The following is a 12579-nucleotide window of genomic DNA, read 5'->3' on the forward strand; positions in this document are numbered from 1 at the left end:
CGATATAGGTAATGCATTTTTTACCCCGATTTTTAGGGGTAATTCATAATAAACGAGTTATTCTACAAGCTCGTTATGTGTATCTATAGAAGGGAGTTCTAAATGTTAGAATTGAGGCCTAATTGTGAGTATTGTGATTTTGATTTACCACCTGAATCGAATGAAGCTGTTATTTGCACATTTGAATGCACATTTTGCGTTAAGTGTGCTGAAAAAATATTAAAGAGTATATGCCCAAACTGCTTAGGTAACTTGGTTCAACGACCCATCCGACCTTTAGCGGCATTGAAAAAAAATCCTGCATCAACTAAACGAGTATTAAAGGAGAAGAGGCATGTTTAAATCTCGAAATATAGAGGGTAAAATTGATTGGTTAGATGAAACTGGTATTAAAATTTATACTATTTCTGCCTGTAATAGTTTAGTCGACCAATCTAAATATTTATATCGACTCAATGAAATTAAAGCAGCACGTAATATCAACTGGATTAATACTCCAGCTTTCGTCATTTTTCATGATGGTTCCGGTTGTGATTATTTGGTTTTAGTCTGGTGGGAAAATGATAATGAATTATTCACATCCGTATCAGTTAAAGTTGATGATGAATGGGTAGAAGACGCCAGTAAATATTCGTTCTGCTTGTATGATCTAGAGGTGTTTTGGACTGAGCGCAATATTTATATAACAACAATTGATTGTGAACTACCATCACTAAAAAAATATCAGGTTTCGCGTTAAGTACACATAACATGCTGTTAAATAAAAATAAGCTGGCTGTTTTTGTCCCGCTTGATATTTTAGCCAATTAAATTTTGCCTCTTAACTGGGCGTTGAGGCTGTAGAATAACTAATTCAGCCGAAATCACTAAATTTTTGTGTTTTTTTATCGCGCTGTAGACGATTTATTCGATATAGGTAATACATTTGGTACCCCGATTTTTTGGGGAAATTCATAATAAACGAGTTATTCTACAAGCTCGTTATGTGAATAATTCGAGCAGTAGGAGTGATGTCGATGGATATCGTTAGTTTTATGGATGTTGAAGAGACGGAGAATGACTTAATTATTTCCTTTGCTCTCGATATTGGAGAAGGTTATATAAAGACGCTTCTCTTGCACAGGACATTGTTTTGTGAATTTATTATGCCTGAAGAAGAGCGCGGTACAAAAGTTAGTCTTGAAGACCTAGATATAGCTGAAGAGCATATGAATACTCTCGAGTGCGTTACATTTCACGAAAAAAACCATAAAAATAAAAGCTCGGTTTAGCTCTCACGAAATAAACTTACGAAAGCTTCAACTAGAAGAAATAGATCAAATTAAAGAGTCTTTAACTCATCATAATTATGATGAGAGGTTTGAGATTAAATTCACATAAGCAATTCAACGTGACACGCAACACTTGGCCCGTTAATGTGGGCGTTATATGCCCGTAATAGCAAAGTCGATCGCTGCAATAATCTCATCTCTTAATGATACAACTGAGCCAACAGGGTTTTTGAGTAAATTTGCTGGCATTGATGAAATCTGTGGTGTGAGTAAAATGAATTGTTCATTTTCATATTCTATCGCTGGAGTTAAGCCATCCATCTTTTCATTTCTAAAATGATTAAGCTTCCCTAAAGGGATCACAATTCTCGTTGCGAGATCGCTAATTAATGCATTTTGGATATCAATTATATATGGATATGCTTCCCTGCTTTTTTTACTTGGGTTTATGTATACCTCAAATTGTGCCATTAAAACTCTCTAAACTCGTCACCAAAACAGCCATTTTCATCTACAAAATCATTGTAGGCTTTTATAGCGTTTTTATTTTCTTTTACCCATCTTTTAGCTTCAATACTTTTCAATTTATCTTTTAGTGCTTGCTCTAAAGTTGCAGATAAATTAATGTTAAGTGCTCTTGTTTTCTTTAGTAAGTCACTATTTAAGCTAAGGTTTGTTGCTTTTTTAGGGGCTTCAATATCGTATAATGCTTGCATAGTATGTCTCCAAGTAATCATTGTGTTTATTATGCGCACTCTAATGCGTATTGTAAAGGGCATATAAGCCATTCAAGCAGGACAAATTTTTATGTTCCTGTATCACGCTGTAGACAATTTATTCGATATAGGTAATGCTTTTGGTACCCCGATTTTTAGGGGGAATTCATAATAAACGAGTTATTCTACAAGCTCGTTATATGTGCAGGAAGTTTGAGTATTAAATTCATAATTGGTTACTTAAAAAAGGATTTTAAATTTAGGTTTTTCTTCTTACTAGCCTCTATTTCTATGGGGTTTTATTTGTATTTTAACTTATATGAAGATGGTGTTTTTATCGGAATAGATGATATCTATTCATTTAAAGCTGTTTATATCTTTATATTTAGTACAGTTTGTATTTTTATACCTTGGCACTTATTTGACAAAGAATAGTTCAAAGTGCGTATAACAAGCAAATAAACTAGGACTTAGGTTTTGGGATAAACCTATGCTTAGCTTCAGCTGACAAAGAATTATATATCATGGATTGATGATGATTGGTTGCTAGGACTGACATCATTCATCTCGAAAGTTATTAAGTTATAACAAGATTAGTATAGGTACATCAAAATGTTTTTAGCTAGTAAGTCTATATCTAGTGGGTATGGTTGGTAAGTTAACTGTAAATAAAAAAACCCTCAATTGAGGGTTTTTTAGTTTTGCATGATACTAACTTAGAAAGCCGCGTTATTAGGCGTTCTTGGGAAAGGGATCACGTCACGCACGTTTTGCATGCCCGTTGCATAAACTACCAAGCGCTCAAAGCCTAAACCAAAGCCTGAATGTGGCACTGTGCCGTAACGACGTAAATCACGATACCAGCTGTAATCTGCTGGATCTAAATTCATTTCCGCTAAGCGTTTGTCTAACACATCTAAACGTTCTTCACGTTGGCTACCACCAATGATTTCGCCAATACCTGGTGCTAAAATATCCATAGCCGCAACGGTTTTGCCATCGTCATTTAAACGCATGTAGAATGACTTAATATCTTTCGGATAGTTTTGTAACACTACCGGACCATTAAAATGCTCTTCAGCTAAATAACGTTCGTGCTCTGAGTTTAAATCAACGCCCCAAGCCACTTTGTTTTCAAACTTCTTACCACAGTTTTCCAAAATGGTAATCGCGTCAGTGTAATCTAAACGCACAAAGTCGTTGTTGATCACTGAGTTTAAACGCTCTACAACCGTTTTATCGACACGTTGTTCAAAGAAAGCCATATCGTCTGCGCGTTCATCAAGCACGGCTTGGAAAACATACTTCAACATTTCTTCAGCAAGATCAGCGGCATCAGAAAGATCGGCGAAAGCAATTTCGGGCTCGATCATCCAAAATTCAGCTAAATGACGAGTCGTATTTGAATTTTCAGCACGGAATGTTGGGCCAAAGGTATACACTTTTGACAGCGCACAACAATAAGTTTCAACATTTAGCTGACCTGAAACGGTTAGGAAAGTTTCTTTACCAAAAAAGTCTTGGTTGTAATCCACTTTGCCTTCATCATTTAACGGTAAGTTTTCCATATCAAGCGTACTAACACGGAACATTTCACCAGCGCCTTCACAGTCACTACCAGTAATTAATGGTGTGCTGATCCAAAAGTAACCTTTGCTATGTAAAAAACGATGTACTGCTTGTGCCAAGGTATTGCGCACACGTGCTACTGCGCCACCTATATTAGTACGTGGACGTAAATGTGCTTGTTCGCGTAAAAACTCGATACTATGGCGCTTTGCTGCCATTGGGTAGGTATCAGGGTCTTCAACAAGTCCTAATACTTCTACTTGTTCTGCTTGGAGCTCAAACGACTGACCTTTACCTGGAGATTCAACTAAAATACCGGTAACTTTTACTGCAGCACCTGTAGTAAGTTTTAATATATCAGTCTGATAATTATCCAAATTGCTCGGAGCAATTGCTTGAATAGCGTCAAAACATGAACCATCATGTACCGCTAAAAATGAAATACCTGCTTTTGAATCACGACGTGTGCGGATCCAACCATGGATAGTAATTGATTCATTAACAGGATATTTTCCTGCCAAGATATCAGTAATGGCAATGACTGACATTTACAAACCTCTTTTTTGTCAAAAATGTACTCAAATTTTAAGGGGTGCTATGTTACCTTGCTTGTAAGGTTTAACAAGTAAAAATTTTTAAATCGGGTCTTTATAAAAAAATAACGTGAAATTAGGGATGAAAAGCGGTATGAAGTATGAAATATCGGGCAAAGAGCGCAGGAATGCTGCTGATTTATGGACTTATGCGTTAAGAGTATTGGCTATCCTTGGTTGGAGCTTGTTTGTTTGCGCTATCATTGTTTCTTATTATGCGGCACCTGATGTCGACTATGGCATTTTGCGTTACCATAATATTGAAATTAGAAAAATTTGGCAGACACCACTGACCGGCTATTTATACATTGTTTTATTGCTAAGTGCCCTAAGTAGTTATTTTTGTTTAATCATTGATAATTACCGTAGCCGGCGTAAAAACGATGGTAAGTATTTTAATATTTTATTGTTACTTGTGATTACCATCGCTTGGGTCAGTTTTATATTGGTACAACTTTATTAAGTCGCCAACCTTATTTTATAGCGCAGCGCTAACAAGGGGGTTAGTTGCGCTTAAAACACTTATCTTCATCTAATACGATACTAATGGCATTGATCAGTAAACTGAGTTGTGTTTTATCGCTAATAAATGGCGGCATAATATAGATAAGTTGTCCAAAAGGACGTATCCATACGCCCAACTCAACAAAGCGCTTTTGAATCTCGGCCATGTCAACATGCTCAGTACTTTGAACTACCCCTATAGCGCCTAACACTCTTATATCCTGAACCCTGTGATGATTTTTTAAAGGCAATAATTGTTGCTTAAAAACCTGCTCAATATCAGTTACTTGTTGTTGCCACTGATTACGTTTCAATATTTTAAGGTTGGCGTTAGCAAGGGCACAAGCTAGCGGGTTACCCATAAAGGTAGGTCCGTGCATGAAGCAGCCCGCTTCACCATGACTAATAGTATTGGCCACTTCATCAGTGCATAAGGTGGCTGCCAGTGTCATGTAGCCACCGGTGAGGGTTTTACCTAGACAGATAATATCGGGACTAATATCTGCCCATTCACAGGCAAATAACTTGCCAGTTCGGCCTAGGCCTGTGGCAATTTCATCAGCAATCATTAAAACATTATATTGATTACAAAGTTTGCGGCAGGCTTTTAAATAATTCGGATGATATAAACGCATGCCACCCGCACCTTGGACTATTGGCTCGATAATAAAGGCCGCTATTTGCTCATGATGTTGTGCAAACATGGCGGTTAACGCTTCAACGTCGGTAGCATCCCATGCTTGATCAAAGCGAGTTGTTGGTGCGGGAGCAAATAAATTCTTCATTAACACAGGTTCAAATAACTGGTGCATGCCATTAACGGGGTCGCATACCGACATAGCGGCAAACGTATCACCGTGATAACCATTTCTTACGGTGAGTATTTTATGCTTTTCAGGCTTATTTTTACTGTGCCAATACTGTATCGACATTTTTAACGCCACTTCTACTGACACTGAACCACTGTCACTTAAAAACACTTTATTTAAGCCCTCAGGCGTCAGCTCAATGAGTGTTTTCGCAAGTTCAATCGCCGGTTCGTGGGTTAAACCACCAAACATCACATGGGCAAATTTTTCAGTCTGTTTTATTAAGGCCTCGTTTAATTCGGGGTGATTATAACCGTGCAATACAGACCACCACGATGACATACCATCAACAAGTTTCTCACCACTGGCCAAGGTAATATGAACACCTTCGGCAGATTCGACCAGATAAGAAGGTAATGGTTTCGACATAGAAGTATAAGGATGCCAAACGTGGTTTTTATCAAATTCAAGGTTTTCTGTTTTTTTAGTGTTCATATGTAAATGTTACTTCGTTAGCTTGGTTGACATATTTGAGTTGATGCATAGACTACCGATTAATATTAATAGATGCAATTGACAAACGAGTGAATAACTATGACACAGCAAACATCAGCGGTGAGTGAATCTAGCTCAAATACCAACGTTAATACCGCCGTTAATACCCAAGTTAATAATACCAACCAAGGTAGTAGTGAAGTACGCCATAACTGGCAAGCAGACCAAGTTAAAGCACTGTTTGACATGCCATTTAATGATTTGATGTTTAAAGCGCAAGTTATTCATCGCGAAAACTTTAATCCCAATGAAGTACAAGTGAGTACTTTGTTGTCGATTAAAACCGGCGCATGCCCAGAAGATTGTAAATACTGCTCTCAAAGTGCCCGTTATAAAACTGACATTGATAAAGAGCGCTTGATGGAAGTGAGTAAAGTGCTTGAAGCGGCGCAAGCGGCGAAAGATCAAGGTTCAACACGTTTTTGTATGGGCGCTGGCTGGCGTAACCCAAAAGCAAGAGATATGCCTTCAGTGGTCGAAATGGTTAAAGGTGTAAAAGCACTGGGACTTGAAACCTGTATGACACTCGGCATGTTATCTGCTGAGCAAGCCGATGAGTTACAAGGTGCCGGCTTGGACTACTACAACCATAACTTAGACACATCACCAGAGCATTATAATCAAATTATCACTACACGTACTTTTCAAGACAGGTTAGACACTTTATCTAATGTACGAAGTTCAGGCATGAAGGTCTGTAGTGGTGGCATAGTAGGTTTAGGCGAAGAAAGTAAAGACCGGGCGTCATTATTGGCACAATTAGCTAACCTTTCACCGCAACCGGAAAGTGTGCCGATTAATATGTTGGTAAAAATTGAAGGCACGCCGTTATCTGATGTTGCAGACCTAGATCATTTTGAATTTGTTCGCTGTATTGCCGTGGCACGCATCATGATGCCAAAAAGCCATGTGCGTTTATCAGCAGGGCGCGACGCGATGAATGAACAAATGCAAGCCCTGTGCTTTTTAGCGGGCGCGAATTCAATATTCTACGGGTGTAAATTATTAACCACAGGTAATCCTGAAGCCAATAAAGATATGATGTTATTTAACCGCTTAGGTATTAATACTGAAACCATTGCCAGTTCAGCAGCAGACGAAGCAAAAATTACTACCGCTGTGGTTGATCAAAAAAATAGCGATCTATTTTATAACGCGGTTAATTAATATTTATGGCGTTTGATTTCTTAACCACAACTATTGCCGAGCAGAAACAGCGCGCACGTTATCGTGTGCGTCAGTGTGTTGCTGAGCAAAATGGCCGTTATGTCAACATTGACCATAAAAGTTACTTAAACTTTTCATCAAATGACTATCTGGGTTTAAATCATCATCCAAAAATTAACCAAGCATTGCAAGCTGGCGCCGAGCGATTCGGTACTTGTGCTAGTGGCTCAAGTTTAATTACCGGTTACTCTTATGCCCATCAAGCACTAGAAAACGATATTTGTGATTGGCTTAATAAAGCTAAATGTTTGTTGTTTGCCAGTGGTTTTTCCGCTAATAACGCGCTTATGCACGCCTTGGGTCATAAAAGCTGCGAGCTGTATTTAGATAAACTCAGTCACGCGTCATTAATTGATGGTGCGCTATCCAGTGACGCTAAAGTAAAACGCTTTTTACATAACGATACTGAACAACTACAAAGCTTTTTAAGACAAGGCCAAGCTAAGGCTAATGATGACGGTAAAGAGTTAAACCAAGTTATTGTCTCAGAAGGGGTTTTTAGTATGGACGGCGATCAGGCTGACGTAACTCATTTAGCGAAAATTGCCCAAGAGCATAAAGCTTTATTATATCTAGACGACGCACATAGTATGGGTGTTGTCGGTGATAAAGGCCAAGGTAGTAGCAGTATCGCAGTCCCTGATATTGTGATGGCCACCTTTGGCAAAAGTATTGCCACTAGCGGCGCTTTTGTGGCTTGTGATGAATTACTGGCTGATTATTTAGTTAATTTTTCTCGGCATTATATTTATTCCACCGCGATATCTCCGGCCTTAGCTTGGGCAACAAAAAAGAGTATTGAAATTATTCAAACAGAAAATTGGCGTCGAGAAAAAATTGTTGAATTAAGTCAATTACTCGCCTCAAAATTAAGCCATAAAGTTCAACTTATTAACAATGCCTCATCAATTCACGCCATCGTTATTGGTGATGAAGTGGCCACACTTGATGTTTGTCAAAAACTTCGAGATAAGGGCATTTGGCTCAGTGCTATTCGTCCTCCGACGGTTCCAAAAAATAGTTCTAGGTTACGCGTAACTGTAACCTCGAGTCATGAAATTAAAGATATCAATTACTTAGCTAATTGTATTAACGAGGTTATAGCATAATGTCTGAAAAGACTAACCGTTTTAAAATAGCGAGATCTTTTGGCTCGGCCACGACTTCTTATGATGTTTCAGCACGTTTACAACGTTATTGTGGCCAGCATTTAATGCCATGGTTACCTAATAGCCATGATATAACCGTCTTAGATTTGGGCGCAGGTACAGGTTTTTTTACTGAGCTGCTATCAAGTCGTTACCGACAAGTTATTGGTTTAGATGTATCAAAAAAAATGCTGCACTTTGCCAAAGATAATCGCAATAAGGGTATTCATTGGCTTGAAGCAGACGCTTATAAAATACCCTTGCAAGATAACAGCATTGATTTTGTCTATTCAAACCTAATGATCCAATGGTGTGATCCGCTAGACCCAGTATTAAATGAAATAATACGGGTGTTAAAACCTGGTGGTTCATTTGCTTTTAGTACGCTAATTGACGGGACTTTATTTGAATTAAAGTCTGCTTGGGCGCACGTTGACAATGATCAACACGTAATTGATTTTAAAATAGAAAGTGAAATTATAGCGTTATTTGATGGCGCGGATCGAAAGCTATTGCACGCTAAGCAGCAAGATATTGTTTTAGCGTATGAAAATGTTTTACATTTAGCCCATGAGTTGAAAAGCCTTGGCGCTAATCATCTGCCTAAAAAGCAGGGCAAAGGACTTGCGGGTAAAGATAAATGGCAAAAAATGACCCAAAACTATCAAGAATTTTTGCAACCCAATGGTATATATCCTGCTACTTATAAAGTTTTATCTGGGCTAGTGGTTAAATTAAAAGATTAAGCCTTGTCTCTGTTCTTTGTGTCTTATTAAGCCTAAGAACCTGATAAACAGCCAATCATAAAAACAATGATTGAATTTTAAGAGTGACCTATTATGTTAAAGCTATTTGTTACCGCCACCGACACAGACGCTGGTAAAACCTACGCAGCCCAAGCGCTTGTACATGCCTTAGTGGCCAATAATAAAAAAGTAGCGGTCTATAAGCCTATTTCCGCGGGTTGCGAGCGCATTAATCATCAGTTAGTTAATAACGATGCTTTGTTATTACTAAAACAGTCTAATTGCCAACAAATGATTTCTCAGGTTAACCCGATTGCTTTTGAACAAGCTATTGCACCACATATAGCTGCAGCTCAGCTGCAACAAGCCATAAGCTTAACCGATATTCAACGTGGCTATGAACAAATTACCGCTTTGGCTGCTGATGTTGTAATTTGTGAAGGCGCCGGTGGCTGGCGGTTACCACTAGGGCAAGGGCAATATTTATCAGCGTTCGTGCAAGCAAGTTGTCAAGATGTTGTACTTGTGGTGAATATGAAACTAGGCTGCTTAAACCATGCGGTGTTAACCTATCAGTCAATTGTAGCTGATGGTCTAAACTGTTTGGGCTGGATAGCAAACTGTCCAGAAAGTATGCCTTATTTAGCAGAAAATATTAGTGAGTTGACTACACTACTACCCATACCTAAATTGGCAGAGTTACCTTTTGAATTAGATATAACTAAAGCAGCGCAGCGAATAGATATTAGGTTATTAACCTCACTGATTTAACGTCTGTCTATTCATTTTTATAAGTAGTAAACATTGGTTAACCCAGTAAGAAAATTTAATTTTTTATTGATGTTTTTGATTGTAGATAATTTTTTATATTAACTCACATTATAACCACCAACACCGCAAAGTGGTCGGTTCTTGTTATTCAAGAACCGACCAAGCAAGGCACAAAATTACAGGTATTATTAACGACGATTTTTTTTTAACCTATACTTTAATGCTTGTAACTTAATTATTGAGTTATAACTTTAGATGATAAAAAAGGAAAATATTAGATGAAATACACAATACTTATAATAATATCCTTGTTGTCTGTTAATTTTGCGGTATTAGCAGAGTCAAGCGAAACCAAAATCAATCGGGCCATGGCCGCTGCACCGCCGTCTATAAGTCAACAAGCGACTATCCTTGATTCAGACGGACAAGTTTTACAAAAAGGTACTAACGATTGGACTTGTATGCCTGACACTATGCCAGGAGATAAAGCACCTATGTGTAATGATGCCCTTTGGATGGAAATGATGAGTGCGGTTGGTTCTAAAGCTGATTTTAAGACGAAAGGAATTGGCATTTCATACATGTTAAAAGGTGATATTGGTTCGGGAGTGAGTAATGCGACGCCGTATCATCCTGATCATAAGAAGGCTCATGATTATACAGAAACAGGTCCCCACTTAATGATCATTGTTCCCAAAGAAATGCTAAAAGGAATAACTCGAGATCCTCAATCAGGAGGACCATTTGTTATGTGGGGAGATACTCCATATGCTCATATTATGGTGCCGATAAAATAACTTGGTATTTGAATAAGCTCCATTCTGCCTGCTTGAAATAAAGAATTAAGCAGTATTTGGCAAATAACTATTCTAATACTAATTTGATAACTAGTAGGTAAGTCATACCATATCTTTGACTTTCCTACTTTCCTGCCGTTACAAGGGTATCTAATTTGATTTTATCAATTTTTCCGCATGTATTCTTGTAGGTGCTTTCACTTTGGTGCATTCACTTTGGTTCTTTCTTCTAGTGCAGTTGATCTTGATGTCTATGATCCTGCATCGATTACGGATTTAAGCAATCAACCAAATAGTGATATTATTAATATTAAGTCTGTGGCGCATTTTACGGACACTAATTGAAATCATATATTAAACATAACGTTGTATGTTATTAAAATAGCATAAGGTTAAGTTATATAAACTTGAAATGAAGAGGATAAAAAATGTTATCGATTAAAAATTTAACCTGTCTAATTCTTTGCTTTACCTTAGTGGCGTGCGCGTCCATGGGGACAGGTAGTAAAATGGAAAAGCAGCAAGTGATACTTACCATGAAAGATAATGTCTTAACCCAGCTTTTTGCTAATAAACCCGACACTCGCGCACAAATAAACGCGGCTCCAGGTTACGCGGTATTTTCTAATGCCAATGTGAATTTGATACTGATCGCAGCAGGTACAGGCTATGGCGTCGTAAAAGATATGAACACAAGTAAATATATTTATATGAATATGGCTGAAGGAGGCGTTGGCTTAGGACTTGGTGTTAAGGACTACCGTATCGTAATGGTTTTTCATACCAATGAAGCAATGAACAACTTTGTTAATAAAGGTTGGACCTTTGGTGGTAATGCAGATGCGGCCGCAAAAGCAGGCAATAAGGGTGCATCAGTTGAAGGTGAAATATATTATGGTGACGTTACCGTATACACTTTCACCGAAAATGGTTTAGCACTACAAGCTACGATTAAAGGAACTAAGTTCTGGAAGGATAGTGAGCTAAATTAAAATTATTTAGTGCATTCGCTAGTATATTTTTTGCCCCTATAACAAAAACGGTTACAGGGGCATTTTTTTAATACAAAGGGACCTTTGAATATGATTTTACTTTATCTGTTATAAGTGCCGGCAGTTAAAAATTTATTTTAAAATCAATCTGTAAAGTAAAAACTGTCCGTACGTGCTAATAAGCATAAAATTTACCTTGGATTAAAATTTAGTCATCAATAAATTCATTTTGTCATCTTATTTTTTGCCCCACGTAGCTGTCAAACCTACTAGGCTGGCATGGTCTGACTGATTCAACTACCTCAGTTAAGCAATCATTTATAATACTCTAATTAATCATTAAAATTTATTTGGACTTTGATAACCTAGGATAACCCAGATAAGAATGAAGTCAGTGGCTGTCGTACTAGATTATTGTTTAACTCAGCACATCCTGCTGTGTTTGGTAACGTGTTTCATGGTTTTGCCAATGAAGGCGTTCCTGCTTTAAACTATTAAATAAAATTTCAGCAATGACATTATTCCAACATCAAATTTTTTACTTATTGCTATCCATAAACCCATGAGATTTGAGCAATCAACAATATTGGTGGCTAACATATTATTCCCTCAGCTAAGTTAACTATCTGTTTTTATTTGTCTTGTAGTTGCTAAATAGTCACTGTTGACGCATCAAAAAAATTGCACTTTCATTCTATATCCCATGCTCTATGCTTCAGTCGACAACCGTAACTATAAAGAAAACTTAAGGGTTAATAAGAGAACCTTCATATCCCCATAAATTGGGCAAGAACATATAGCATACAAAGCTAAAACACTCATGTTGATACTAATGGAAAGAAGTGAGCATAAGTTTTTGGCAACGCTATACTGAAATTTAA

General features: G+C 37.6%; 14 protein-coding genes and 1 pseudogene. 10 read left to right on the plus strand and 5 right to left on the minus strand.

Annotated features, from left to right (window positions below; all coding sequences use genetic code 11):
• The first annotated feature begins 102 nt into the window (after positions 1-102).
• The 3 genes from H4J41_RS11235 to H4J41_RS11245 all read left to right on the plus strand — a co-directional run bounded on the left by H4J41_RS11235 (position 103) and on the right by H4J41_RS11245 (position 1271).
• On the plus strand, positions 103-342 hold the full coding sequence (locus H4J41_RS11235; RefSeq protein WP_182135723.1) for a DUF1272 domain-containing protein: 240 nt from the start codon (positions 103-105) through the stop codon (positions 340-342).
• Positions 335-739, plus strand: a complete 405-nt coding sequence (locus tag H4J41_RS11240; protein WP_182135722.1) for a hypothetical protein — start codon at positions 335-337, stop codon at positions 737-739. Before H4J41_RS11235 ends, H4J41_RS11240 begins: the two co-directional genes overlap by 8 nt.
• Before the next feature lie 277 nt (positions 740-1016).
• The gene (locus H4J41_RS11245; RefSeq protein WP_220460876.1) at positions 1017-1271 is read left to right on the plus strand and encodes a hypothetical protein; all 255 of its coding nucleotides are present in this window, start codon (positions 1017-1019) and stop codon (positions 1269-1271) included.
• A gap of 153 nt (positions 1272-1424) precedes the next feature.
• On the opposite strand, the gene H4J41_RS11250 is transcribed toward H4J41_RS11245, so the two are convergent.
• From H4J41_RS11250 to asnS, 3 genes are all read right to left on the minus strand, one after another.
• Positions 1425-1742 (minus strand): CcdB family protein, encoded by a 318-nt coding sequence (locus H4J41_RS11250; protein WP_182135721.1) that lies wholly within the window; start codon positions 1740-1742, stop codon positions 1425-1427.
• Positions 1742-1987, minus strand: coding sequence for a type II toxin-antitoxin system CcdA family antitoxin (locus H4J41_RS11255; RefSeq protein WP_182135720.1), 246 nt, complete (start codon positions 1985-1987; stop codon positions 1742-1744). The genes H4J41_RS11250 and H4J41_RS11255 overlap by 1 nt, the downstream gene beginning before the upstream one ends.
• A 716-nt stretch (positions 1988-2703) precedes the next feature.
• Positions 2704-4104, minus strand: a complete 1401-nt coding sequence (asnS, locus tag H4J41_RS11260) for an asparagine--tRNA ligase (protein ID WP_182135719.1) — start codon at positions 4102-4104, stop codon at positions 2704-2706.
• Between the two features lie 139 nt (positions 4105-4243).
• Between asnS and H4J41_RS11265 the strand changes: the two genes are divergently transcribed.
• Positions 4244-4612: a hypothetical protein gene (locus H4J41_RS11265; RefSeq protein ID WP_259363072.1), complete on the plus strand. Its 369-nt coding sequence runs from the start codon at positions 4244-4246 to the stop codon at positions 4610-4612.
• Positions 4613-4652: 40 nt separating this feature from the next.
• Here the strand turns inward: H4J41_RS11265 and bioA are convergent, their stop codons facing one another.
• Positions 4653-5957: an adenosylmethionine--8-amino-7-oxononanoate transaminase gene (gene bioA / locus H4J41_RS11270; RefSeq protein WP_182135717.1), complete on the minus strand. Its 1305-nt coding sequence runs from the start codon at positions 5955-5957 to the stop codon at positions 4653-4655.
• A gap of 246 nt (positions 5958-6203) precedes the next feature.
• On the opposite strand from bioA, the gene bioB reads away from it, so the two are divergent.
• The 6 genes from bioB (at position 6204) to H4J41_RS11300 (ending at position 11698) form a co-directional block, all read left to right on the plus strand.
• On the plus strand, positions 6204-7184 hold the full coding sequence (gene bioB, locus H4J41_RS11275; RefSeq protein ID WP_404842470.1) for a biotin synthase BioB: 981 nt from the start codon (positions 6204-6206) through the stop codon (positions 7182-7184).
• Between the two features lie 5 nt (positions 7185-7189).
• The gene (locus H4J41_RS11280) at positions 7190-8353 is read left to right on the plus strand and encodes an 8-amino-7-oxononanoate synthase (protein WP_182135715.1); all 1164 of its coding nucleotides are present in this window, start codon (positions 7190-7192) and stop codon (positions 8351-8353) included.
• A complete protein-coding gene (bioC, locus tag H4J41_RS11285; RefSeq protein WP_182135714.1) occupies positions 8353-9138 on the plus strand; it encodes a malonyl-ACP O-methyltransferase BioC in 786 nt (261 codons plus the stop codon). Before H4J41_RS11280 ends, bioC begins: the two co-directional genes overlap by 1 nt.
• Before the next feature lie 93 nt (positions 9139-9231).
• Positions 9232-9909 (plus strand): dethiobiotin synthase, encoded by a 678-nt coding sequence (gene bioD, locus H4J41_RS11290; protein ID WP_182135713.1) that lies wholly within the window; start codon positions 9232-9234, stop codon positions 9907-9909.
• A 278-nt stretch (positions 9910-10187) separates the two neighbouring features.
• The gene (locus tag H4J41_RS11295; RefSeq protein WP_182135712.1) at positions 10188-10706 is read left to right on the plus strand and encodes a hypothetical protein; all 519 of its coding nucleotides are present in this window, start codon (positions 10188-10190) and stop codon (positions 10704-10706) included.
• 428 nt (positions 10707-11134) lie between these two features.
• The gene (locus tag H4J41_RS11300; protein WP_182135711.1) at positions 11135-11698 is read left to right on the plus strand and encodes a YSC84-related protein; all 564 of its coding nucleotides are present in this window, start codon (positions 11135-11137) and stop codon (positions 11696-11698) included.
• Positions 11699-12122: 424 nt separating this feature from the next.
• Here H4J41_RS11300 and H4J41_RS17830 read toward each other — a convergent pair.
• A pseudogene (locus tag H4J41_RS17830) lies at positions 12123-12275 on the minus strand (IS3 family transposase); the annotation flags it as partial.
• Between the last annotated feature and the right edge of the window lie 304 nt (positions 12276-12579).

It is taken from the genome of Colwellia sp. MB3u-45, assembly GCF_014077005.1.
Lineage (GTDB): Bacteria > Pseudomonadota > Gammaproteobacteria > Enterobacterales > Alteromonadaceae > Cognaticolwellia.